The organism is Marinilabilia sp. (assembly GCF_016278715.1).
Classification (GTDB): domain Bacteria; phylum Bacteroidota; class Bacteroidia; order Bacteroidales; family Marinilabiliaceae; genus Marinilabilia.
Window position 1 is genome coordinate 15104 of sequence record NZ_JADQBH010000042.1, and the last position, 24172, is coordinate 39275.

The following is a 24172-nucleotide window of genomic DNA, read 5'->3' on the forward strand; positions in this document are numbered from 1 at the left end:
TTATTCAAAAATTGAAGTGAATTCAAATTTATCGCCGTCAAAAAGTCCTTTATCTCCCAGTTTAAGTTTAGGAATAACCAGAAGAGCCATGAATGAGAGTGTCATAAAAGGAGCTTTTAAGGCACTTCCCAAATGGTGGGCTTTTTTCTCCAGGAGCTCATAATCACAGGCAACCTCTTCTCCTCCTTTGTCGCTCATCAGTCCGGCCACCGGAAGAGGCAAAACATGTGTGAATTCACCATCTGTTAACGCCAGGCCGCCGGTGTTATTCATCACTTCATTAACGGCCCTAACAATATCCTTGTCATTTACACCCACTGCAACAACATTATGACTGTCGTGTGCAACAGAAGATGCAATGGCCCCTGACGTTAAACCAAAACCATTAATAAACCCAACCGAAACAGGTTTGTTTTGATAGCGATCAACAACAACCAGTTTTAAGATGTCTTTTTCTACAGATGATGTCATTTGTTTCTTTCCCGATAAATAGAAAAACAGAGTATCGGTAACCAACTCACCATCGAAACATTTTATAACCTTTGCTTTAGAGGATCCTTCCGGAACATTAACTTCAAGGTCTTTTACGCTAATTAAATGCGGAACAAAATGGTTAATTTTTTTTACTTCCATTTCTGGAAAAAGCAAGCCACTTTTATTATCAAAGACTTTCACCCCGTCAATATAGGTTTCTAAAACGTGGAAGTTTTCAGGACTGTCTATCACAATAAAGTCTGCCGCATCTCCCTGGCGAAGAAGACCCACAGGTAAATTGTAATGTTGAACCGGAATTAAGGAAGCAGCTCTGAGTAATTTAAAGATATCAATGCCTTTTTTTATCCCGAGACGGATTAATTTATCGATATGTCCAAACTTCAACAATTCATCAGGATGTGAATCATCTGTGCAAAGCATTAATTTGTCAGGATAAAGGTCAAATAAATCTACGAGGGCATCAAAGTTCTTGGCAGCACTCCCCTGTCGAATCTGAATTTTCATTCCATTATTTATCTTCTCCAGCGCTTCATCCAATTCAAAACATTCATGATCGGTAGAGATTCCTGCAGCTGCATATTTCTTCAACCCTTCTCCTTTTAGTCCCGGAGCATGACCATCTACAGGCATATTTCTATCATGAGCTGCTTGTATTTTCAAACGCACTTCTTCATCATTGTTGACCACGCCGGGATAATTCATCATCTCACTCAAAGCAAAAACTTCAGGTTTATCCAACAAAGATTCAATTTGCCTGGAGTCAATAATAGCTCCGGATGATTCGAGCGGCGTAGCAGGCACACAAGATGGTGCTCCAAAAAAGCATTTTAAGGGGCTGTTCCTGGATTCTTCAATCATGTACTCCACCCCTGCTACCCCTAAAACATTTCCTATTTCATGTGGATCCGTAACCACTCCAATTGTTCCACGTGGAACAACCAGACGCGAAAACGCCGAAGGTACGAGCATGCTGCTCTCAATATGAACATGAGCATCAATTAATCCAGGCAGAATATATGAATTAAAATCACCATCAATTTTCTCTATGGAATCTATTCCATTTTTAGAAAACACCACTCTCCCGGGATAAATTTCCTGATTGTGAATATCAATTATATTTCCACTGATTGATTTCATGTTTTTAATCTTAAATAATGAGCAATTGGGTGTAATCCCAACAAGAGAGCTCAAATAATAAATATATACTTTCCAACTTTGTGTTAAAGAAATTCCACTAAACGGGTAATATTCAAATTTAGCTAATCCAAAATCGGGTTTTGCCAACAATTCAATAACTAAAACACCAAAACTTGTTCCACGTGGAACATTACCGCCCCATCAAAACCAAAAGAACATTTATATCGCTCGGTGAGACCCCACTTATTCTGGAAGCCTGACCAATTGTTTCCGGATCGATTTTAGCAAGTTTTTGCCTACCCTCTGTGGAAATGTTTTTGATGGCAGCATAATCAAACTTTCCCTGAATTTTTAAAGTCTCAAGGCGTTGAAGTTTATCAGCAATCACTTTTTCACGATTGATATATCCTTCATATTTGATAGAAATTTCCACACTCTCAAAAATTTCCAGTCGTCTGTCAGATGGTAATTCCTTACATTGTTCCTTGAATGAAGAAATAGAATCAACCAAATCACACAGCTTTATTTGTGGCCTGGTTACAATATCCCTGAGTTTACCTTTCTGCTTTATTGGGCTGGTGCCCATTTCAACTAACCAGGAATTAATTTCGTCAGGTGTTACACGATAGGAATCAAGAAAACTTAGAATAATTTTCCTCCACTCCATCTTTTCCTTAAATATTTCATATCTATCGTTCCTAACCAGTCCGATAGATTTTCCCTTTTCGGTTAAACGAATATCCGCATCATCCTGCCGCAACAAAATCCGGTATTCTGCTCTGGATGTAAACATCCGGTATGGCTCATCAACCCCCTTGGTAACCAAATCATCAATTAAAACACCGATATAAGCTTCATCACGTTTTAAAATAAATGAATCTTTGCCTTTCAATTCTAGGGCAGCATTTATTCCAGCCATGAGTCCCTGTGCTGCAGCTTCCTCATAACCGGTAGTCCCATTAATCTGACCAGCAAAATACATTCCCTTAACTTTCTTGGTTTCCAAAGTATGATGCAATTGAGTTGGATCAAAAAAGTCGTACTCAATGGCATATCCGGGCCGAAAAATAAAGGCATCTTCCAATCCGGGAATAGATTTTAAAGCTTCTAACTGGGTAGCAAGTGGCAAAGAACTGCTGAAACCATTCAAATAATACTCAATGGTTTCTTCACCTTCAGGTTCAAGATGAAGTTGATGCTCATCTTTACCCTCGAAAGTCACAACTTTCGTTTCAATGCTGGGACAATATCGTGGTCCAATACTTTGAATGGTCCCGTCAAACATTGGACTATCCTGCAAACTTTTTTTAATACTATCGTGAACCACCGGATTGGTATAAGTTAAATAGCAGCTACGCTGTTTTAACTTTTTGTTGGAAACGGGAAGAAAAGAAAACTTGTAGAAATCATCCTCCCCGGGTTGCTCTTTCAGTTTCTCGAAATGAACAGTTCTTCCATCAACTCTGACAGGGGTGCCGGTTTTCATTCTACCGGTAACAAAACCTCGTTCAAGAAATTTATCAGACAATCCTTTGGAAGAAGGTTCAGAAATCCTTCCACCTTCCATTTGAACTTTCCCAATATGCATTAAACCATTTAGAAAAGTTCCGTTGGTAAGAATTACTTTCTTAGATTGAAAGATTACATTTTGAGCAGTAATAATTTTAAAATTATCGGCGCTGGAAAAATCCACATCCACAACGGTATCCTGCCAAAAAAACAAATTATCTGTTTGCTCCAGCCTCTTTCTCCACTCTGAAGAAAAAACCATGCGATCGCACTGAGATCGTGGACTCCACATGGCAGGTCCTTTAGACCGGTTGAGCATTCTAAACTGAATAGAAGAAGCATCAGTAACCAAACCCATTTGACCACCCAAAGCATCTATCTCCCTTACAATCTGACCTTTAGCGATACCTCCTACTGCCGGGTTACAACTCATTTGTGCAACCTTATTCAAATCCATTGTAATAAGCAACGTTTTAGCACCAAGGTTAGCAGCAGCAACACCAGCTTCGCATCCGGCATGCCCCCCTCCTACGACAATAACATCAAAATTGAAATCCATAAAAATGTACGTTCAAAAAAAAGATAGACAACTCAGCAAAGATAACAGAGTTACTGAAAATTTGTTTCGTAAAAGAGCAGTGCCAGATTCTCTGAATTTCTCATAATGACCTTTTCTTCTTCTGTATGGTCATTCAATCCGCTCAGATGCAAAACTCCATGAATAATTACACGCAAAAGTTCATTAAAAAAAGAAACACCAAATCTTTCGGCATTAAAAGTAACAGTGGGAATACTAATGAGGATATCACCGGAAATTTTTCGTTTACCTGAGTAGTCAAACGTTATAATGTCGGTAGTATAATTATGATTAAGATATTTCCGGTTATTTTCTAGAATAAAATTATCTGAACAAAAAAAATAATTAATTGCACCTAATATAAACCCCTTATTTTCAATAACTTCTGAAATCCATTGGCTTATTTTATCACTATCCGGGAGGTTGTATTCAATATCGTATGAAGAAAAGGAAATAGGCACGTTAATTATGATAAATTAAATAGAATTTTAACTTCATTTCCCTTTTCATTAAATTCAATTTCATCGGCCAAATGATTCATTAGAAAAATTCCTCTTCCGTGAGTCTTTTCTAAATTTTCAGGTTTAGTAGGATCCGGTAAAATTTTATAATTAAATCCAGGACCATCATCTGTTATGATAAATTGAATTATTTTATCAGTAACTTCATATTGAAGAATAACATCTTTGTCACATTCCAGTTTATTACCATGCACAATGGCATTATTGACCCCTTCAACCACAGCCAATAACAACTTTCCATATATATCGGAATGCAGCTGATATTTTGCAGATATATCATCTATTAACCTCTCAACAAGGTTAATATTCTTAATCTCAGATTTAAAAACCATTTTATTCACTTCCACAAATTTTGACCAGGCCCGGTTTTAAAAATACTAAATTACATTATTTATACTCATGAAGAAAAAAAGAGTTTCTAAAATATTCAGTTTTTTTGAATTATTAACGAATTAACCACTGCTCAGGGTCTAATTTATTACTCTCTTCCCATATTTCAAAATGCAAAATTTCTTTCATCTCACTGTTATCTTTATAAATTTTACCGATTTTTTGCCCTGAAGATACAATATCACCTTTTGAAACAAATACATCAATTAAATTTCCATAAACAGTTAAAAATTTTCCGTGACGTATAATAACCGCCTTGTTTAATCCTGGAATGGCAACAACCGTAGAAACTGTTCCATTATGTACACTATAAACTTCTGACGAACCAGTTACCCGAATATCAATACCATTATTTTTAATAGTAACATTTTTAAGTACCGGATGGCGATGTTCACCAAATGCATTAACTATTAATCCATTGGTTACAGGCCACGTAAGTTTTCCCATCTGGTCTGCAAATTCGCCGGATTCAGCAGTGTTAATATTTTCAGATTTTTGAGCGGCAATGAGTTCTCTGATCTTACTTTCAAGTTGAGCTGCTGCTTGCTCCTTCTCCTTCAAACTTTGCTGAAGCCATTGCTGTTCGGTACTCAATCTCTGAACTAACCTTGATTTGCGCTTTTTATTCAGAGTCAATTGGTGAACTTCACTTTCAATACTCCTTAAAACCTCTTCTTTTTCACTTTTTTGCTGCTGAATCTCTCTAAGCAGAGCAGATACCCTATTTTGATTTTGAATCAATAATTCCCCTTGTTTTTGTCTGTATCGGCTATACTCTTTGAACAACCGGTACCGCAAATACCCTTCACTAAAATCTTCGGAACTAAACAAAAACATCAAATAATTCAAATCTCCTTTTCGTTGATAGGAATCTCTTATAAGTTTTGAATACTCCCTTTTCAACCGAATAATATCGTTCTCCAGGTCATTAACAAGCATCTGATTCACTTCAATCTGCCTGTCTAATTGTTCAATTTCTTCCTGAAAATTTTCAACCAAACGTTGACGCGCAGTAACCTCTCTATCAATCAGATTCAACTCCCGGAGGTTATCCAGTCGGTTTTCCTTCTTCTCTTCAATTAATTTTGTGGTATTGGAAATATCCTTCAAAAGACTTTCTCTTTCCTTCCGAAGGTCTTCAACATTTTGCGCACTTAAATGAAAAAAGGGCAGAAACAAAAAAATAAAAAAGCTACCTATAAATTTTTTCATACTTATCGGATACCTGAAATGAAATACTCTCCAAACCGTTAACATCAATATCGGAATGCGTAATATCAAGAGACAACTTTTTTAAACCTTTATTTCCGGTAACAGACATTTTCTTTGGAAACAATTGTCCGGTATTGGTTTCAGTAAATTCATCATACAATACATCTAAAACAAGATTCTTTTCCAATTCATTAAAGGAAATCCGATTAACCTGAAAAGAACGGGGCTGAATCCACATCTTATGCCATATTCCTTGTTTCTCGTCTGAAAACAAAGAATTACTTTTTTCTTTGACTGAACTAAGTTTATATTGTCCTTTCTCAATTCCCAAATGATAATCATATAAACTAATACCTTTATTTTCAAAAAAACTGAAAGCATGGTTAAGCAACAGACTTTGAAAAGTATTGAAATCAGCTTCCACACCAAATTTCCTTTTTACTTCATCGAAATCGGTATAAACAACGTTTCTTCCCATCCGATTAATAATTGTAACACTGTCAGGTTTCATAGAAATCCTGGCTACTTCAATACCCATTGGGGCAAGGATACTCATACGTATTACAACGTCCTTTTCAATATAAATATTGGCCCTGAAGGTATGACTAATTTCATCAGACTTGAATTCAACCAACGATTTACGGAAAAATATACTTTCAACATCATTGCTGTTTTTCTCAAGTGTCTGAACCAATTCTGTTTCATCCATCGGAATTATTCCCATAGAATCTGAAAGAACCTTTTTAGATTTACATCCTGAAAAGGATATAACAATCACATATAAAATAATAAAGATTCTATTCTTCATCAATGTAACGTTTTTCATCAATTTTACGGCTCAAAACCTTGGAATGATCAGGTAATTCAAGTGCCTTTTCCCATTGCTGAAGGGCACCATGCACATCACCGTTCTTAAACAATATGTCACCATAATGCTCAATAATTACGGCAGAGGGCTGTTTCATATTATCAATAGCACGTTCAATAATAAACTTAGCTTCCTGAAACTGACCTTTTTTAAACAAAATCCAGGCATAAGTATCTAAAAAAGTGGAATTACCAGGTTCAATTTCAATGGTTTTGGCACTCATCCTTTCCGCTTTGTCCAACTCCTTACCAATAACCGATAAATAATAACTGTAATTGTTCAACACCATTACATCATTTTCATCAATATCAAGCGCTTTCTCGTATTGCTCAAAAGATTTAACAACACTGTCCACAGAATAGTAAAAATCTCCTAAATAGGCATGAAAACGCTGTTTTAAGCCGGGATTATCCGTAGAAAGTTCCAATCCTTTTTTTAAAATACAAATAGATTGAACCGTATCACCGGTTTGAAAAAAAGAAATGCCTTGAAATAACCGAAATAAAGGAACTTCAGGGAAAAATATAACGGCTTCTGATGATTTGTTTTTTAACAGTTCATTATCTTCCAGAGAAGAAATTAAAAATAAATACTCCTGCCACAACTCAGGCTGGGAAGCATCCAGTTCGAGAGATTTTTCCAATATGCTTTTAGCTTTTTTTTCTTCTCCTTCGGATTTTAAATATTCGGAATATGAGGCATAAACTTCAGTCTGATAGGGATGTTTTTCAATAAGTATTTCATAAATTCGTTGAAAATCATCCTTTTTCAAAGGATTTTCAGCAATATCTTTCCCGGATAAATAAGGAATAAACCGACGAAACTTATTGTCGAAAACAATGTTTTCAGACCGAAAACCTTCCATCAGATAACTTTTAAACTGTGTAGTATCGCCGCTTTCCAAATAATAGTTGGATAAAGAAAATAATACTTTCCCGTTCTCCGGTTCTTCCTTAAAAACATTTTCATACTGCTGATAAGCTTTCCTTAAATCACCATTTTCCAAATAAAAATCACCCAATATAATTTTAAAATCGTTATTTCCTGGATATTTATTTACCAATGATAAAAGCTCATCTTCAGCTTTTTGAATCTCATCATTTTCCAAATAAAGTTGAACCTTTTCAAATATAAGGCTTTCATTTACACCTATTTGACCCTCAATAATATTTAAAACATCAACGGCTTCACTATAAAGTCCATTTTGAATTTTAACCTGAGATACAAAATACAGATCTTCAACAGAAGAATCATCAATGGTTAACAATTTTTCAGAAACCTCTACGGCCTTTTCTCCCTTTTTGTTGGCCTGTAGAATTCTGGAATACAAATTAATATAAAACCTGTTGTCGGGACTATGCCGAACAGCCCTGTCCATAAGAACTTCTGCTTCATCTAAGTTTTCATTAGCAACCAGAAACCGGGAAAGTTCATAGGCACAAGAGGAACAAGTAGAATCAATCTTGAGCGCTTCAGCAAAATACATAAAACTCTTATTGGTTTCATTAAGTGCTTTGTATCTGTTACCCTCGTAAAAATAATAGTTGAATTTACGTTGTTCTTCTTCATTAAGAACAACCTCAGCACTCTGACTATCATTGATAGGATTATTATTCTTTGGAAGAGACCTGCAACCAAATCCCAATACAACTATGACAATTAAAAATAAATATCTCATCTACCCCTGTTTCACTTAAATTCTAAAATATCAAACTCCTGTGTGACCAAAACCACCATCTCCCCGTACACTATCATTTAATTCTTCTACCCGCTCCCACTCAAATTTCTCATATCTTTGAATTACCATTTGGCAAATACGGTCGCCATTACAAATCTCAAATTCTTTGTTGGATAAATTAACAAGAATAACTTTTATTTCTCCACGATAATCGCTATCAATAGTACCTGGGCTATTTAAAACAGTAATACCACTTTTAGCAGCCAAACCACTACGCGGTCGTATTTGAGCTTCTGTTCCCAACGGAAGTTCAATGAAGATTCCAGTAGGTACCATTGCTCTCTCTAATGGTTTTAAAATCACTTTCCCATCAAGAGAAGCTCTTAAATCAACCCCGGCAGAGCCTTCCGTAGCATATTCAGGAACCGGATTATTGCTATTGTTAATTAACTTTACTTTTATCATATCTCTTAATTACAAAAAACGAACCAATAAATAAAGCAAATATAACTGCTTTAAACAGATAGGAAAAAAAATCATTTTTAATATTTATCTCAGCATTCAATAAAAATACAACTCCTGTGAGGAGGAAATAGATAATATACTGCCTAATTTGATAGGGAACAGGATAGAATTTTCTTCCAAAATAGGCGGATAAAACCACCATTACAAAATATCCACAAAGCAAGGCTATTGCTGACCCAATAATACCAATTGAGGGAACTAAAATGATATTTAAACCAATAGTAATAGAAGCACCAATTGCACCAAAAACAGCTCCTACCCAGGTTCGGTCGGTAAGTTTATACCACAACGATAAATTAAAGTAAATACCGTAAAATAAAAGCGCAATTAAGACAAGTGGTATAATAGAATTACCCTGAATATAAGCTGAAGTCAATACAATATTAATAACATCAATAAAAAGGGTAACACCAAGAAATATAACCAAACCAAAAAAAATAAAATAGTTCATTACTGTGGCATAAACCACTTTCCCTTCTTCTTTATTTTTAAAAAAGAAAGGCTCAAAAGCAAATCGGAATGATTGCGTAAACAAACTCATTAATATTCCAATTTTAAAATTAGCACCATAAACAGCCAATTGACTAAACCCTCCATCGCCAACCAACACAGGTAACAATATTTTGTCAATATTCTGGGTTAACATACCTGTAATACCAACAAAAAGGACAGGTAATGAATAAACAAGAACGGGCTTTATAACCCGGAAATCTATAATTGCTTTTAAATGAATAACCTGAGGAATAAGAAGTAAAAAAGTAATAATACTACTTAATGCATTACTAAAAAACACATAGAAAATTCCATCAAATTTAGAATAATATTCAATTATTATAGTGCCTACATACTGATGTTTAATCAGATAAGGAATTAGTAATAGAAAAAATAAATTAAAAAATATATTTGCTCCAATATTAATAAGCTTAATTATGCCAAAACGAATAGCCCTGTTTTGAAGACGCAATCTGGCAAATGGAAGGGCAGTAAACGAATCAATACCAAGAACCAAAAATACCAAAAAAATGGAAAGTGAATGCTCTCCCGCATAGAAAACATCACTCAGCGTTCCATGTAAAAAAACTCCAAGAATAACAAAAGAACCACTTGTAATGGCTAATAAAATAACAAGTGTCTTAAAAATAGAATTTTCATTATATCCCTTACCAGAAAACCTGAAAAAACCGGTTTCCAGTCCATAAGTAAGAATAACTAAAACAACTGAAACAACTGCATAAAAATTGACTACAACGCCATATTCTTCCATGCTTAACGTTCGAATATAAAATGGCATTAAAAGCCAGTTTAATAAACGCCCAATCATGGTTGATGCCCCGTAAATTACAGTTTCTCCTGCCAGTCGTTTAAGGCTTAAAGACATGTTATCAGCTGATTAAAATTAAAGAATTAAAACAAGGTAGATTGAGAGGAATCTAAATCTCGACCCAAATGCTTATAGGCCAAAGGCGTAGTAACACGTCCTCTGGGGGTACGTTTGATAAACCCCTCTTTAATAAGAAAAGGTTCATAAACTTCTTCAATTGTTCCGGAATCTTCACCTATGGCAGTAGCAATAGTAGTTAAACCGACAGGACCTCCACCAAATTTATCAATAATTGTCAGTAATATTTTATGATCCATTTGATCCAGCCCATGTTGATCGATATCAAGTGCTTCGAGACTAAATCTTGTAATGGGCATATCAATTTTACCATTTCCTTTTACAAGAGCAAAATCACGAACACGCCTGAGCAATGAATTAGCAATACGAGGTGTACCACGACTTCGTCTGGATATTTCAGCGGACGCTTCTTCCAAAATGGGAACATCAAGAATACGTGCAGACCTCGAAATAATGCCTTTCAATACATCAACATCGTAATATTCCAAATGGCAATTAATTCCAAACCTGGCCCTCAACGGACTGGTAAGCAAACCACTACGTGTTGTAGCACCAATTAATGTAAAAGGATTTAATTCAATCTGAATACTTTTAGCTCCCGGTCCTTTGTCTATCACAATATCAATTCGAAAATCCTCCATTGCTGAATAAAGATACTCCTCAACAATAGGACTCAGACGATGAATTTCATCAATAAAGAGTACATCATTGGGTTCCAGAGAAGTGAGGATACCGGCTAAATCTCCTGGTTTGTCGAGTACCGGCCCACTGGTAAGTTTAAATCCAACGCCCAATTCATGCGAAATTATATTGGACAGGGTAGTTTTTCCTAGTCCGGGAGGCCCATGAAGTAAAACATGATCCAGGGCATCGCCACGCATAAGTGCGGCTTTAACAAATATTTGAAGATTTTCAACTACTTTGTATTGCCCTTTGAAATCTGCAAAACTTAGTGGTCTTAACTTTTGCTCTATATCAGGTTCTCTTGTTTGTTCTTCGCCGCCATTACGTATATCAAACTCCATCACAATGATTTAAAAAGACCATAACTTAAAAAAATCATGACCATAAAAAAACTCTTCGCTATACATTAATTCATTACAATACATTCAGGGGTAACAAGTTCATTTACATAATAGACAGTGAGAAATTTCTTTCCATGTTTGACTTTCTTCTGTATAAAAAAGAGGGTCAGCAAACCCATGAAAATCTCTTTATCACAAAAAAGGAATTAGATTAAATTAAACCAGTATTAAATATCTATTAAATTTGAAAATTAAATTTGGCTATAATTTCTTTAAATATATCTATATCAAACGGTTTAGTCATATACTCATCCATTCCTTCCTTCAAACATTTATCCCGATCTGCATCATAAGTATTTGCAGTAAGACCAATTATAATATTTCTATCATCTTTTTCTTTTTCTCTTAACCTAATATTCCTGGTGGCTTCGAGACCATCCATAACAGGCATCATTAAATCCATAAGAATAATGTCATAGCTTTTATTATCAAGTTTATCCAGAGCTTCCTTTCCATTATTGGCCACATCAATCCGAAAACCATATTTCGAAAGAGTAAGAAATATTAGCTTCTGATTTAAAACATTATCTTCAACAAGTAACAATGAAATCCCTTCCATGGATAACCCCCTTACACTTTTCACTTTAAGAATTAATATCTGACATTTTTCATTTGTATTTTAAATTTCAAGCCGTTTAAAACCTTCATAATGAAAACATATGAAGGAAACCACCCAAGAAATCATAAACTATAAAGGTAAAAAATTTAATACGATAAAAAAACAAACAAAAATCACAAAAAGTCAACCCAAAAAGGATAGAGGACAAAAAAGAATTATTTCTTTAATAAATCTCCTGACAGTTCAAACATTCTTTCAATGGGTTTTATGGCTTTTACACGGATATTTTCGTCAACAATGACTTCAGGATATTCATGCTTAAGCGTCAAATAAATTTTTTCTAGTGTATTCAATCGCATAAATTCGCAATCGTTACATCCACAGGTAGAATCGGAAGGTGGTGCCGGTATAAAAGTTTTTCCTTTGGAAGCCAATTGCATTTGATGTAGAATCCCTGATTCAGTTGCTACGATAAACTGATTGCAATTTGCGGTTTGTGTATACTTCAACAAACTGGCAGTACTTCCAATAAAATCGGCAATTGTAAGTACCGGCTTTTTACATTCAGGATGGGCAATAATCTCTGCTTCGGGATATGCCTTTTTCAAATCTACAATTTTTTCAACCGAAAATTTTTCGTGTACATGGCAGGCGCCATCCCAAATGACCATATCTCTTCCGGAAATACTTTGTAAATAATTACCAAGATTCCTGTCTGGACCGAAAATTATTTTCTCATTTTTTGGAATACTATTGATAATTTTAACCGCATTGGTCGATGTTACAACAATATCAGATAGAGCTTTAACATCTGCAGTGGTATTCACGTAAGTAACCACAGTATGTCCCGGATGTTGCTTAATAAATTTCTCAAAAGCATCCGCAGGACAGCTGTCTGCCAAAGAACAGCCAGCATTAAAATCAGGTATAAGTACCTTTTTATCAGGCGATAAAATTTTGGCGGTTTCACCCATAAATAAAACTCCTGACAACAAAATAATATCCGCATTTGTTTTCGAAGCTTCCCACGCAAGAGCAAGACTATCTCCCACAAAATCAGCAATATCCTGTATCTCATTTTTCTGATAATAATGGGCCATCAGAAGTGCATTCTTCTCTTTTTTCAGCTTTTTAATAGCACCAATCAAATCTACGCCAGCAGGAATTGTTTCGTCAACAAATCCTTTTTTCAACCATTCACTATGTATATTCATTATTATAAAAGTTTATAAAATTATATGATGGTGTTATAAGGCTGTTAATAGTGTTTAAAAAAAGAAGCCAATATGGTTGTTTTGTATTGAAATGAATATTCCAGGCTCTTTTATTAACGACTTATAAGACCACTTAAAGTTTTAAAGTCCAAATATATAGTTGTCTTTATCAACAATGGCTAACAAAGTGCAAATTTAATAATTTATCAGAGGTACCTGTTTATTAAAACTGTGAAAACTGTGAAAAAGAAAATCAGAAGAAACTGTTTTATTTTTTGACTAAGGGGCAGGAGCAGGTGTATGGAAAATTTTACGGTATTTCCTATAAAATGTTTTCATTAGTTACGCTTAAATATGAACGAATTATCAACAGGTTATTAAACAAAGATTAAAGCGGGGGAATTTATTATCTTTGAAACAAAAAAGATATGCTTTTCAATAAAATAGGTATAGGTTCCGATCATGCAGGGTATAACCTTAAAACGTTTTTGAAAGGGGAATTGTTGAAAAAGGGCATCGAAGTGGTTGATTTCGGTACCGATTCGGATGACAGCACTGATTATCCGGATTATGCCCACCCCCTGGCTAATTCTGTTGAAAAGGGTGAATGTGAGGTTGGAATTGCTATCTGCGGAAGCGGAAACGGCATTAGTATGACTGTTAATAAACATCAGGGCATTCGTTCGGCAGTTTGTTGGAATACCGAAATAGCTTATCTGGCCCGATTACATAATGATTCCAATATATGTGCATTGCCCGGTCGTTTTTTAAAGCAACAGGAAGCATTGAAAATTGTCAATGCCTTTTTTACTACTGGTTTTGAGGGTGGGAGACATAAACGCAGAGTTGAGAAAATTCCCTTGGAATGAGCTGTTGGTTCTGAAAAATTTTCTTAAATGATAGTTTTAAAAACAAAAGTGATTTAGTATTTGAAGTTTTTTTAAAAAGGTCATTTAATTATACTTTGGTATACTTTTGAAAGCAGATGAAAAAGTGGCTGACCAAGGTAAAGCCAATAATTACCATTTTTCGTCATTGGGTCTTTGCATTAGAGTTTTTTAATTTTAGAAAGGCTTCTTGATTTTTAAGAAATCAGCACAAATAGAGTATTTGATGTCGGGAAAGAAGGAAAAAATATTTTTGAAAGAAGCTCAGCGTGTTGCCTTTGATTATAAACACAGGGCTACCATTCGCTTCAATATTTCCCGTTATGAGGCTGCTTTCGAAAAAGGAAAAGCCAGATATAAGGATTTAGAACTTGCCAGGGATAAAGCTGCCTTTATTAAAAGAAAAGTGTTAGCTGGTTTACCTGAATTTTTGGAAGAATTTGAGAAAAATGCAATTACTAACGGCAGTGAGGTTTTTTGGGCAAATGACAGTGATGAAGCAGGAAATATTATTCTAAAGATAATTAAAGAAACAGATGCTCAGACGGTTGTAAAAAGTAAATCTATGACCACCGAAGAGGTGGAACTAAATAAAAGACTCGAAAAAGCCGGTATTAATTCCATTGAGACCGATTTGGGTGAATTTATAGTGCAGGTTGCAGGTGAAAAGCCTTATCATATTGTAACCCCTGCCATGCATAAATCGAAAAAGGACATAGCTGCACTTTTTCATAAAAAATTTGCAACTCCAGTTGATGCTTCACCTGAAGAGATGACTTCTTTTGTGAGACAAAAATTACGAAAGACTTTCCGAACTGCCAAAGTGGGGATTACGGGTGCTAATTTTTTATTGGCCAAAGAAGGAGCAATTGCACTTACTGAAAATGAAGGCAACGGGTTTATGTCTTATTCTTTTCCTAAAGTGCATATTGTATTGGCGGGCATAGAGAAAATACTGCCTTCGTTGCAAGACCTTGATTTAATGTGGCCATTATTGTCGGCTCATGGCACAGGACAAAAAGTAACGGTTTATAATTCTGTTGTTTTCGGGCCCGGCAAAGAAGTTGAACCAGATGGGCCCGAACGGATGGTAATTATATTGCTGGACAATGGGCGAAGTCATCTTTATAATTTGCCCGAACAATCCGAAGCCCTGGCATGTATAAGATGCGGAGCTTGTTTAAATGCTTGCCCCATCTATAGAAATGTGGGAGGATATACCTATAATTCGGTTTACAGCGGGCCAATAGGCTCGGTTATTACTCCTCATTTTAAGGGACTTAGAGAGTATCAGCATTTGAGTTTTGCCAGTTCGCTGTGTGGAAAATGCGGGGAAGTTTGCCCGGTAAAAATCCCCTTACCTGCTTTGTTGTTAAAAAATCGCAGAGATGTGGTTGTTGGAAAAATGAGGCCAAAAATGGAGAGAATGGTAATGAAGGGCATGGAACACGGTTTATCTTCACGGTGGCTAATGGATAGTGGGGGCGGAGGGTTTAAAAATTTCGCTGCAAAACTGACTGGAATTAATACTTTTGTAGGGCCAAACAGAGAGTTTCCGGATTTTAGTCGCCTGTCATTCAGTAAACAATGGAAAATAAAGAATAAATAGAAACCTTTTTATCAATATTATGCTGTCAACAACATGTAAATATGCCGTAAGGGCGATCATTTTTATTGGCTTAAAAGGAAGTGAAGAGAACCGGGCAAATGCCAGAGTTATTGCTTCCGAACTGGGAATTCCCATGCAATTTTTGAGTAAAATACTTCAGGTATTTGTGCGTAAAGGACTTTTAAACAGTTTTAAAGGGCCTACCGGAGGTTTTTTTCTAGCCAAAGAGGCTAAGGACATTACTTTACTTGATATTGTTGAAATTATTGATGGTCCGTCTGTTTTTGAATCATGTCTGATAGGAACGGGCCTTTGTAAGAGTTCCAGCGGAAAGGCCGAACGCTGTCCGGTTCACGACAAGTACAGCAAGGTCCGTAAAGAAGTGGTTGATTATTTCAGCAGCGAAACCATTGGAGGAATTATCGACCGTATGGGTCATGATGAAGATGTTTTGTTGAAATTGTAATACTTTTTGATGTAGAAAAACAGCAGGTAGGCCAGCAATATTCCGATTGTATTGGAGGTAAAATCCCAAAAGTCTTTATCACGGCCAACAATAATGGGCTGTAAAAACTCAATTCCAGCACCTATCAAAACAATCCACCAGACATAAAACCATCGGGTTTTTCGGGTCGCTTGGGAACTTCTCAAAAAGGCAGTTCGTTCTATTAGATAAACAAGGGTCAGAAATCCGTACATTCCCAGATGAGCTAATTTGTCGGAAAATTTAAAATCTAAAAACCAGACTTTGTTAATACTTTCAGAGGATGATAAGCTTAAAAAGAAGATAATTCCAACAGTTATTAATGTAAGTTTGTAATTAATAAGGAATTGGCTTATTTTATTCATGTTGATAAGTTTGTTAACAAGTGGTTAATTATTGTTGATAATGTGTTGGTTTAAAATGTTTCACGTGGAACATTTTCAGTAATGGCGCGGCTTTGAGGTTGTTTTGCTGCAAATATAACAACGAATTTTATGGCGGGGATTTATATACATGTTCCATTTTGTAAATCGAGATGTTTTTATTGTGATTTTTTTAAAAGTACAAAGCTTCAATTAAGAAATCAATTTTTGGGCCAGCTTTTAAATGAATTAAGCGAACGAAGAGATTTTTTTCCTTCAACCGATAATGTTATCGAATCCGTTTATTTTGGTGGGGGTACACCCAGTTTAATAGCTATCGAAAAGTTGGAGGAGATTCTGAATATCATCAGGAAAAATTATTTTTTATCCGATTTTGCCGAAATTACCATTGAAGCCAATCCGGATGATTTGAATCTGAAATATCTTTCAGGGTTGAGGAGCATTGGGTTTAATAGAATCAGTCTTGGAATTCAAAGTTTCTTTGATGAGGATTTAACAAAAATGGGGCGAAGGCACGATTCTATTCAGAGCCGGAGAGTGATTGATCAAACTTATAATGCAGGTTTTGAAAATGTGGGAATTGATTTAATTTATGGTTTGCCCTGGTCCGGGGAAGAAAAATTTTCACAGAATCTGAAGATATTGAATGAATATCCCCTAAAGCATCTTTCGGCTTATCACCTGACCATTGAACCGGGAACGCAGTTTGGCCGGGAAAAAAAAAGAAAGAAACTGTTTGAAATAGAAGAGGAGCAGAGTGAACGATTGTTTTGGCAGTTGCACAATGAAGCCGAAAAAATGGGATTTGACCATTATGAAATTTCTAATTTTTGCAGGGACGGGCTTTTTTCACGTCACAATACCTCTTACTGGACGGGAAAATCATACCTGGGTGCCGGGCCTGGAGCACACTCATTCGACGGAACGCGTCGTTACTGGAATAAGTCTGATTTAAATCAATACATTGAATTGGGATATAAGAGTGGTATATCGAATGAAATATTGACTGAAAGAGACCGTTTTAATGAACGATTGATGTTAGGATTGCGAACCAAAAGAGGAGTGAATATGATTGAGTTAAGAGAATATTATCCAGGTTTTATGGACAATTTTGAAACTCATATTCAGAAATGGATTCAACAAGGATTTTTGCAGCAATGGGATGGAATGTTATTTGGAACACGCAAAGGCTGGTTTGTGATTGATGGTATTATTGAAGATTTATTTGAAGTGTAAGGATAAAAAAAAATTAAATTAGGATTCTATTCACTGATATATAAAAGCAATATTATATAGCATGAAAATTTTTTTCTTTTTTTTTATGATAAGTTCGACCGTTTTTTCTCAGGAAAATTTATCGGCTCATGATTTTTTTTCCATTCAGGACAGCGCGGAGCAGGTAGTTGTTTTGGATGTACGGCCCTATGAGGAATATTCCGAAGAGCGTATTCCGGGTGCTTTGTATGCAGGAGAAAAGAAGGTTTTGATGGAACTAATAAAAAATTATGAATCGTGTATTCCTATATTTGTCTATTGTGAATATGGGAAACGTTCCAAAACGGTAATGATACTATTAAAGAAGCAGGGGTTTGAAAGAATATATAATTTAGAGGCGGGATATAAAGATTGGAAGAGAAGAGGATTCCCTGTGGATACTGAAAAAATTGATTGATACAGTATGGAAAAAGCAAAAACCGGAATTACAGCTACCTGGCTGTCTATTTTTCTAAATATTGCATTGTTTGCCATTAAATACTGGGCAGGAATTGTTTCCAACTCTGTGGCATTGCTGGCTGATGCCTGGCATACGCTATCCGATTCGGTATCTTCTTTGGCAGTATTGCTGGGATTGAAAGTTTCTAATATTCCGGCCGATAGTAAACACCCCTTTGGCCATGGTCGGGCTGAATTAATCGCGTCTCTTGTGGTAGGCATTTTGCTAGCCATTGTGGGCTTTAACTTTCTGGGCGAATCCGTCATGAAATTCAAGGAAAAAGCGGTATTTAACTATGGTCCGATTGCTATCTGGGTAACTGTGGCTTCTGTGGTTATTAAGGAAGCGATGGCGCGATATTCTATTGTAATTGGGAAGAAAATAAAATCCAATTCCCTGAAAGCAGACGGGTGGCATCACCGTTCGGATGCCATATCGAGTATCGTTATTTTAGTGGGTATATTTGTTGGTGGCCGATTTTGGTGGGCCGATAGTGTATTGGGCATTTTTGTTTCGCTGATGATTTTTTATACCACTTATACTATTATGAGAGAAACCATCAGTATTTTACTTGGGGAAAATATTGAAACGGAAATGGAAGAAAAAATAGTAAAATTGGGGGAAGACATCAACGGAAATCTTTTTCTTGATCCTCATAGTTTTAAGATGCATCATTATGGATATCACTCCGAATTGGTTTTTCATATCAGTCTTCCGGGTATCTACAGTTTGTCCAAAGCTCACGAAATTGCCAGTGAATATGAATCCCGAATAGAAAAGGAATATTCAATTGATGTTACAATTCATGTTGATGCCATTGACGGGATAAAGCCGTTGAAAAACTGAATAATAATTTGATTTTTCTTTGATAACCTGAGAATTATTAGTTTTTAGAAGGGATAGTTTCATTTCACTCGCAGTGAGCCAAATTCAATTTTTTCTGGTTAGCAGTGATTTTTTTCTAAATCATAACCTACTTAACGGTTATTTTCATTGCCTTTCTGATTTCTGGAACAACTTTTTCTCCGAATAATTCGATGGTCTTCATCAGTTGTTTATGTGAGGGGCCTCCTACATCCACATGAGCAATGTATCTTGTTAGACCAAACATTTCAATGGTTTCCAGAATTTTGTGGGTCACCTCTGCAGGGTCGCCCATATAAAGTGCTCCATCAGGACTTAAACCGTGCAAAAACTGTTGTTTGGAATAAGGCAGCCAACCTCTAGTTGTTCCAATACGGTCCATTTGAGCGGCATAACCGGGATAGTAATTCTCAAGCAATTCATCAACCGAACCACATACAAAAGTGTGAGAATGCACACCTATTTGCATTTTTTTGAGGTCGTGACCATTTTTTTGATATTGTTCTTTGTAAAACTCCACCAGAGGCTTGAACTGCCGTGGCATGCCACCAATGATGGCAAACATAATTGGTAATCCCAGCCGGGCAGCGCGTTCAACCGATTTTGGGGTCCCGCCCACAGCAATCCAGACGGGGAGTGGTCTTTCCGGTCTGGGATAAACGGTTTGTTCGTTCAGGGCGGCTCTGAATTTTCCCTTCCACGTAGTAGCTTCTTCATTGTTCAATTTAAGCAGCAATTCGAGCTTTTCTTCATATAGTTCGTTGTAATCCTTCAGGTCATACCCGAATAGCGGAAAAGACTCTGTAAAACTGCCACGTCCGGCAATTATTTCGGCCCGGTTGTTCGAGAGCAAATCCAGTGTCACGTAATCCTGATAAACTTTTACCGGATCTGCAGAGCTTAATACCGTGACACCACTTGATAGTTTAATTTTATGTGTGACAGATGCCAAAGCAGCCAGGACAATTTCTGTGGAGGATACTGCGTAATCAGGGCGATGATGTTCACCCAGAACGAAACTGTCCAAACCGGCCTCCTCGGCCAGCTTTACCTGTTCTTTCATTTCACTTAAACGCTCTCTGGGTGATTGAAATTTATTGTTTTGAGCATCGAATGTGAGATCTCCAAACATGCCTATACCTAACTCCATATCTTTTTTTTAAGCCATTAATGATGTAGTGTAAACAGGTCGAAGACCGAATCTGTTTAAAAATTTTTAGGCTTTTTCGACATCCCTCCTTTATTGGGTGATGCATTTTTATCCGCATCAAATTATTTGAAAAAATCTGACCCGCTTTTTATTTTTTTACGTGATATATATGTGAAATGCATTTTAGTGCATAAAAACCTGTTTGCAAAAAGAGTGGCAGACAAAAATAATAGTTTAACATCCTAAAATCGTAAATATGAAATCAACACAAAACGTTTTTACCATTTTGTTCTTGTCTTTTGCACTACTTGGTTGCAGTGAAGACGATAACAATAATACCGAAATAAATGACGACAAAAATTCTTTAATTTCTTTGGATGAAGTATCGAATGGAAACGGTGCATATGGCATTTTCGGCGATGTAGAATTGGCCGGGTCTGGTTTGGCCACCCACTTTTACAATTCTGCAATGAAACATAATGATATCCAGTGGTCCGTGCATACAGTAGAAATTGATGATGTGGAAAAAGGAGTCGTTGTAACCATTGACTTTTATCTGTTAGATGCTGAAGCCACCGCATTTGGGGGGAAATTACCGGAACCGGGAATTTATAAGGTTTATGAACCAGGTCTTTCCACTCCGGAGGACGATTATGCAAAGGTCAATGTTTATGGTGATGGGTTGAATTCCTTTTTTACAACTGATGAAGAAAGCCAACTGGAACTTTCTGTTGGAAATGATGGGAGTTGGGAAGCTTCATTCAGCAATGTGCTGGACGATTACGAAACAGAGGAAGTTATTACGCTTCATTGTGCTTTTAAGGCCGAACCACGAGATTAATTAATGTCTGTCTATAAGCGCCAATTGTTTCATTACGGTTGCCTCAAAAATACTCATTTATTCAAGTAAACTCCGTTTTTGGAGGTTTCGCAATTGGCACTTTCTCAACAGGTCCTCATATTGTAAAAATTGTTGCGACTTTATAGAACAGTTCCATTTTGCGTCTGTCTATGGTCTCTGCAAATTTTACAATATCCTTTGTTAAAACCCGATTATTTGAAATTCACTAAAAAATATTTTAAAACAATACCATTATGAAAACACAATTAAGCTTTAGATTAATGACACTCTTCATTGCAGGGCTCTTTTTGTTTACTGCGTGTGAAGATGATGAGACAACCGAAGAAGTTGATGTTACTTTTACCGCCGAAGCGGTTGCAGATGCTACTGTAAATGTGAATGAAGAAGTATTCCTTGATGGGAGTAATTCTACTATTAACTCCGGATCGCTGGAATATTCCTGGACTTTTTCCAGCAAGCCGGGTGCAAGTAATGTGCAAATTGATGATGCTTTTTCCCAAATGGCATCCTTTATTCCGGATATTGCAGGAGAATACGTTGTAGTTCTTGAAGTTAGTGATGGCAACGGTGAAACCGATCAGGACGATGTGACCATTGAAGTCATCTCCGACGTGGTGGAAATTTCTGAAGATATCACCACTGATGAAACCTGGACTGCAGGAACACTTTATCGTGTTATGAATAGTGTATCGGTGGAAAATGGTGCCAGATTAACCATTGAGCCGGGTGTGACTGTTGAGTTTGTTCAGGATGCAGGCCTTAGCATTAGTTCAGATAACTCTGTGCTGGTGGCAGCAGGAACCGAAGAAGAACAAATTACATTTACGGGAGAACAGGAAATAACCGGCTATTGGAGAGGTCTTAGCATTTTTTCCAATTCAGTGGAAAATGAAATCAGTCATGCAGAAATTCGTTATGCCGGAAGCACATCCGCCGGCACTTATTTCGATGCTGCCGCGCTTACTATTGACCAGGCTAAGATTCAACTATCAGATGTGACCATTACAAACAGCGGGCAGTATGGAATTCAAACCCGTCGAGATGAGTCAGAATTTCCCATGCATAATATGACATTTAAGGAAAATGAAGGGGACCATGCCTTTGTGCATATCAGTCAGTTAGGCTATTTTGATGAGGCAAGTATTTTTGATGGTGTTGGTTATGTAACCGCCTATGGTGGTGGCACTACGCATGATATGACCATTTCTGCACTGAATGATGCAAAATATCAGATTGTAAATTTTGTAGATTTTGAGCATGAAATAGTAATAAACGACGGAGCAATATTTGAATTTGGTCCCGATGCTGGTATTATTGTACGCGACGGGTCTGTTATTAAGGCCAATGGTACTGAGTCGAATAAAATTGTTTTTACCGGAACCAGCAAAACACCCGGTGCATGGAGAGGTATTTTTATTGGTTCTTCATCGGTTGATAATATTATCGAACATGCTGAAATCAGTTATGGTGGAAGTTCCGATATGGCTACCTATTTCGACAAGACTAATATGGTTATAGACCAGGCCAATATTACCCTGCGCAATATTTCTTTTACCGGAAGTGCCGGTTATGGTATTCAGACACGCAGGATCGGGTCTGACTTTTTAGTGGAAAACTGCGAATTTGATAATAATGCAGATTCTCACATGCTTATTCACCCTGAACAAATTGATTTTGTGGATAATCAGACCAATTTTAATGGTGGTGATGTAGAAGTTTATTATGGCGACACTGAAGAGAGTGGCAGTGAAACCTGGAGTAACCTCAACAACGGGGTTTATTATTTCTCTGGTTCTGTGAGAATAGATAATTCTGTAACCATTGAACCGGGTGCTTTTTTCGAAATGGGAACCGATGTCAGACTGCAGGTGAGTAATGAAATTAAAGCCGAAGGAACCAGTGCCAAATGGATCGTATTCTCAGGAAGAAGCAAAGCTAAAGGAGCCTGGGATGGTATTCTTGTTACCTCCTCTTCGGTAGAAAATGTGCTTGATTATGTGAAAATTGAATATGGAGGCGGAGGCGACCTGGCTACTTATATGAATGCCGGTAACCTTGGTGTCTATGGTGATGCTTATTTAAGTGCCCCTAATTTGGAGATAGAAAACAGTGCCGGTTATGGTGTTATAGTTCGCGCAACGCGCGATGCTATTTTCAATGGTGGTAATATAGCATACACAGGCAATGATCTGGATGATTTTTATACTTATTAATCCAAATTTCCACATGATGTAGTTTTAAATAATTAAGAGGGTTGGAGGGAGTTGGTTTCGGCTTTGCCGAGAATTAACCCCCTCAACCTACTTTAAACCTGTAGAACGGCGTCATTGCTAGCAAAGCGAAGCAAGCAATCTCAACCTTTTAATCTAACACCAAAGAATAAACTCTAAAAATTTAATGCTTATGAATTTTCAAACTTAGTTTATCTGTTCTTCTCGTGCTGGGCGTAACTACTGCCTGTGAAAAGGATGATGATTCTCAGCCTTCCCCGGAAGAAAAGAATATTGATTAAGCTGATTTATCAGCCGGAGAAGTCCGGGTCGTAATTGAAGATGAGATTGTTTATGGGCAGTCGCAAGAAGCTCAATTGTCCGGCCATCTTTTATTGGTCAATGGATCTTTCACTGCTCAGGTTAATGGCGAACCATGGGCGGCGGAATCGGTGACCGCTTTGTTGTGTGAACAGGTAAATGTCATTAATATTTACGGCGAAACAGACAATGGCGTGGATATTAGTATTAGCATGAGTGATGATGTGACCAGGGGAAATACTTATCCGCTTACAGGAAATGGTGATTACAGTGCAAATATTTATGAGGCCGGAGAAACGAGTTCCTCGCACTTTTCAGAATCCGGTGAATTGACCATTCTAAAACACGACACCGAAAACAATATTATTGAAGCAGAGTTTTATTTTAAAGCTAAAAGCCAAAGCAGCGAAACAGTGTATGATATTTCCGAAGGCGAGGTTTCATATTCGGGATATTATGTCCAATAAATACGTTGTTTATGCCTGTGATTTAAGTGCCGTTTGTTCTTCCCCTAACGGC

Annotated in this window: 23 protein-coding genes; 9 read left to right on the forward strand and 14 right to left on the reverse strand. The window is 36.7% G+C overall.

The features are described from left to right. From ade to nadA, 12 genes are all read right to left on the reverse strand, one after another. The gene (gene ade, locus QZZ43_RS02925; RefSeq protein WP_291856087.1) at positions 1-1632 is read right to left on the reverse strand and encodes an adenine deaminase; all 1632 of its coding nucleotides are present in this window, start codon (positions 1630-1632) and stop codon (positions 1-3) included. Between the two features lie 190 nt (positions 1633-1822). Beyond that, a complete protein-coding gene (gene mnmG, locus QZZ43_RS02930) occupies positions 1823-3700 on the reverse strand; it encodes a tRNA uridine-5-carboxymethylaminomethyl(34) synthesis enzyme MnmG (protein ID WP_291856088.1) in 1878 nt (625 codons plus the stop codon). A gap of 50 nt (positions 3701-3750) precedes the next feature. Next, positions 3751-4179, reverse strand: a complete 429-nt coding sequence (gene ybeY / locus QZZ43_RS02935) for an rRNA maturation RNase YbeY (protein ID WP_291856090.1) — start codon at positions 4177-4179, stop codon at positions 3751-3753. 5 nt (positions 4180-4184) lie between these two features. After that, complete coding sequence (locus tag QZZ43_RS02940) at positions 4185-4586, reverse strand: ATP-binding protein (RefSeq protein WP_291856092.1); 402 nt, start codon at positions 4584-4586, stop codon at positions 4185-4187. Between the two features lie 97 nt (positions 4587-4683). Next, positions 4684-5667, reverse strand: a complete 984-nt coding sequence (locus QZZ43_RS02945) for a peptidoglycan DD-metalloendopeptidase family protein (protein WP_291856094.1) — start codon at positions 5665-5667, stop codon at positions 4684-4686. 154 nt (positions 5668-5821) lie between these two features. Next, positions 5822-6649 carry a DUF4292 domain-containing protein gene (locus tag QZZ43_RS02950; protein ID WP_291856095.1) on the reverse strand — a complete coding sequence of 276 codons (828 nt, stop codon included), beginning with the start codon at positions 6647-6649 and terminating at the stop codon, positions 5822-5824. Then, entirely contained in the window at positions 6639-8387 is a 1749-nt protein-coding gene (locus QZZ43_RS02955) for a CDC27 family protein (protein ID WP_291856098.1), read from the reverse strand. Before QZZ43_RS02955 ends, QZZ43_RS02950 begins: the two co-directional genes overlap by 11 nt. 30 nt (positions 8388-8417) lie before the next feature. Continuing rightward, complete coding sequence (gene dut / locus QZZ43_RS02960) at positions 8418-8852, reverse strand: dUTP diphosphatase (RefSeq protein ID WP_291856100.1); 435 nt, start codon at positions 8850-8852, stop codon at positions 8418-8420. Next, complete coding sequence (locus QZZ43_RS02965) at positions 8830-10290, reverse strand: lipopolysaccharide biosynthesis protein (RefSeq protein ID WP_291856102.1); 1461 nt, start codon at positions 10288-10290, stop codon at positions 8830-8832. The genes dut and QZZ43_RS02965 overlap by 23 nt, the downstream gene beginning before the upstream one ends. Positions 10291-10316: 26 nt before the next feature. After that, positions 10317-11336 (reverse strand): Holliday junction branch migration DNA helicase RuvB, encoded by a 1020-nt coding sequence (gene ruvB / locus QZZ43_RS02970; RefSeq protein ID WP_291856104.1) that lies wholly within the window; start codon positions 11334-11336, stop codon positions 10317-10319. A 238-nt stretch (positions 11337-11574) separates the two neighbouring features. Beyond that, complete coding sequence (locus QZZ43_RS02975; protein WP_291856106.1) at positions 11575-11955, reverse strand: response regulator; 381 nt, start codon at positions 11953-11955, stop codon at positions 11575-11577. Positions 11956-12170: 215 nt separating this feature from the next. Next, on the reverse strand, positions 12171-13169 hold the full coding sequence (gene nadA / locus QZZ43_RS02980; RefSeq protein ID WP_291856108.1) for a quinolinate synthase NadA: 999 nt from the start codon (positions 13167-13169) through the stop codon (positions 12171-12173). 428 nt (positions 13170-13597) lie between these two features. On the opposite strand from nadA, the gene rpiB reads away from it, so the two are divergent. The 3 genes from rpiB to QZZ43_RS02995 all read left to right on the forward strand — a co-directional run bounded on the left by rpiB (position 13598) and on the right by QZZ43_RS02995 (position 16131). Next, complete coding sequence (rpiB, locus tag QZZ43_RS02985) at positions 13598-14038, forward strand: ribose 5-phosphate isomerase B (protein WP_291856110.1); 441 nt, start codon at positions 13598-13600, stop codon at positions 14036-14038. A 244-nt stretch (positions 14039-14282) separates the two neighbouring features. Next, positions 14283-15665, forward strand: a complete 1383-nt coding sequence (locus QZZ43_RS02990; protein WP_291856111.1) for a lactate utilization protein B — start codon at positions 14283-14285, stop codon at positions 15663-15665. A 19-nt stretch (positions 15666-15684) separates the two neighbouring features. Beyond that, positions 15685-16131, forward strand: a complete 447-nt coding sequence (locus QZZ43_RS02995) for an Rrf2 family transcriptional regulator (RefSeq protein WP_291856113.1) — start codon at positions 15685-15687, stop codon at positions 16129-16131. On the opposite strand, the gene QZZ43_RS03000 is transcribed toward QZZ43_RS02995, so the two are convergent. Then, positions 16101-16514 carry a VanZ family protein gene (locus tag QZZ43_RS03000; RefSeq protein WP_291856115.1) on the reverse strand — a complete coding sequence of 138 codons (414 nt, stop codon included), beginning with the start codon at positions 16512-16514 and terminating at the stop codon, positions 16101-16103. The two genes, QZZ43_RS02995 and QZZ43_RS03000, sit on opposite strands and share 31 nt — an antisense overlap. A gap of 129 nt (positions 16515-16643) precedes the next feature. Here QZZ43_RS03000 and hemW point away from each other — a divergent pair, with 129 nt between their 5' ends. The 3 genes from hemW (at position 16644) to QZZ43_RS03015 (ending at position 19092) form a co-directional block, all read left to right on the forward strand. Continuing rightward, a complete protein-coding gene (hemW, locus tag QZZ43_RS03005; RefSeq protein WP_291856118.1) occupies positions 16644-17768 on the forward strand; it encodes a radical SAM family heme chaperone HemW in 1125 nt (374 codons plus the stop codon). Between the two features lie 85 nt (positions 17769-17853). Further along, positions 17854-18204, forward strand: coding sequence for a rhodanese-like domain-containing protein (locus QZZ43_RS03010; protein ID WP_291856119.1), 351 nt, complete (start codon positions 17854-17856; stop codon positions 18202-18204). Positions 18205-18210: 6 nt separating this feature from the next. After that, positions 18211-19092, forward strand: coding sequence for a cation diffusion facilitator family transporter (locus QZZ43_RS03015; RefSeq protein WP_291856121.1), 882 nt, complete (start codon positions 18211-18213; stop codon positions 19090-19092). A gap of 127 nt (positions 19093-19219) precedes the next feature. On the opposite strand, the gene QZZ43_RS03020 is transcribed toward QZZ43_RS03015, so the two are convergent. Further along, positions 19220-20260: an LLM class flavin-dependent oxidoreductase gene (locus QZZ43_RS03020; protein ID WP_291856123.1), complete on the reverse strand. Its 1041-nt coding sequence runs from the start codon at positions 20258-20260 to the stop codon at positions 19220-19222. Between the two features lie 256 nt (positions 20261-20516). Between QZZ43_RS03020 and QZZ43_RS03025 the strand changes: the two genes are divergently transcribed. The 3 genes from QZZ43_RS03025 to QZZ43_RS03035 all read left to right on the forward strand — a co-directional run bounded on the left by QZZ43_RS03025 (position 20517) and on the right by QZZ43_RS03035 (position 24120). Then, positions 20517-21101 carry a hypothetical protein gene (locus QZZ43_RS03025; RefSeq protein WP_291856125.1) on the forward strand — a complete coding sequence of 195 codons (585 nt, stop codon included), beginning with the start codon at positions 20517-20519 and terminating at the stop codon, positions 21099-21101. A 254-nt stretch (positions 21102-21355) separates the two neighbouring features. Then, on the forward strand, positions 21356-23335 hold the full coding sequence (locus QZZ43_RS03030; RefSeq protein WP_291856127.1) for a right-handed parallel beta-helix repeat-containing protein: 1980 nt from the start codon (positions 21356-21358) through the stop codon (positions 23333-23335). A gap of 374 nt (positions 23336-23709) precedes the next feature. Beyond that, positions 23710-24120 carry a DUF6252 family protein gene (locus QZZ43_RS03035; RefSeq protein ID WP_291856129.1) on the forward strand — a complete coding sequence of 137 codons (411 nt, stop codon included), beginning with the start codon at positions 23710-23712 and terminating at the stop codon, positions 24118-24120. Positions 24121-24172: the final 52 nt, after the last annotated feature.

Coding starts and splice junctions, on each gene's coding strand:
- ade (WP_291856087.1), bottom strand. CDS start 1,632: ATGAAATCAATCAGTGGAAATATAATTGATATTCACAATCAGGAAATT.
- mnmG (WP_291856088.1), bottom strand. CDS start 3,700: ATGGATTTCAATTTTGATGTTATTGTCGTAGGAGGGGGGCATGCCGGA.
- QZZ43_RS02950 (WP_291856095.1), bottom strand. CDS start 6,649: ATGAAGAATAGAATCTTTATTATTTTATATGTGATTGTTATATCCTTT.
- QZZ43_RS02955 (WP_291856098.1), bottom strand. CDS start 8,387: ATGAGATATTTATTTTTAATTGTCATAGTTGTATTGGGATTTGGTTGC.
- dut (WP_291856100.1), bottom strand. CDS start 8,852: ATGATAAAAGTAAAGTTAATTAACAATAGCAATAATCCGGTTCCTGAA.
- QZZ43_RS02965 (WP_291856102.1), bottom strand. CDS start 10,290: ATGTCTTTAAGCCTTAAACGACTGGCAGGAGAAACTGTAATTTACGGG.
- ruvB (WP_291856104.1), bottom strand. CDS start 11,336: ATGGAGTTTGATATACGTAATGGCGGCGAAGAACAAACAAGAGAACCT.
- QZZ43_RS02975 (WP_291856106.1), bottom strand. CDS start 11,955: ATGGAAGGGATTTCATTGTTACTTGTTGAAGATAATGTTTTAAATCAG.
- nadA (WP_291856108.1), bottom strand. CDS start 13,169: ATGAATATACATAGTGAATGGTTGAAAAAAGGATTTGTTGACGAAACA.
- rpiB (WP_291856110.1), top strand. CDS start 13,598: ATGCTTTTCAATAAAATAGGTATAGGTTCCGATCATGCAGGGTATAAC.
- QZZ43_RS02990 (WP_291856111.1), top strand. CDS start 14,283: ATGTCGGGAAAGAAGGAAAAAATATTTTTGAAAGAAGCTCAGCGTGTT.
- QZZ43_RS02995 (WP_291856113.1), top strand. CDS start 15,685: ATGCTGTCAACAACATGTAAATATGCCGTAAGGGCGATCATTTTTATT.
- QZZ43_RS03000 (WP_291856115.1), bottom strand. CDS start 16,514: ATGAATAAAATAAGCCAATTCCTTATTAATTACAAACTTACATTAATA.
- hemW (WP_291856118.1), top strand. CDS start 16,644: ATGGCGGGGATTTATATACATGTTCCATTTTGTAAATCGAGATGTTTT.
- QZZ43_RS03010 (WP_291856119.1), top strand. CDS start 17,854: ATGATAAGTTCGACCGTTTTTTCTCAGGAAAATTTATCGGCTCATGAT.
- QZZ43_RS03015 (WP_291856121.1), top strand. CDS start 18,211: ATGGAAAAAGCAAAAACCGGAATTACAGCTACCTGGCTGTCTATTTTT.
- QZZ43_RS03020 (WP_291856123.1), bottom strand. CDS start 20,260: ATGGAGTTAGGTATAGGCATGTTTGGAGATCTCACATTCGATGCTCAA.
- QZZ43_RS03025 (WP_291856125.1), top strand. CDS start 20,517: ATGAAATCAACACAAAACGTTTTTACCATTTTGTTCTTGTCTTTTGCA.
- QZZ43_RS03030 (WP_291856127.1), top strand. CDS start 21,356: ATGAAAACACAATTAAGCTTTAGATTAATGACACTCTTCATTGCAGGG.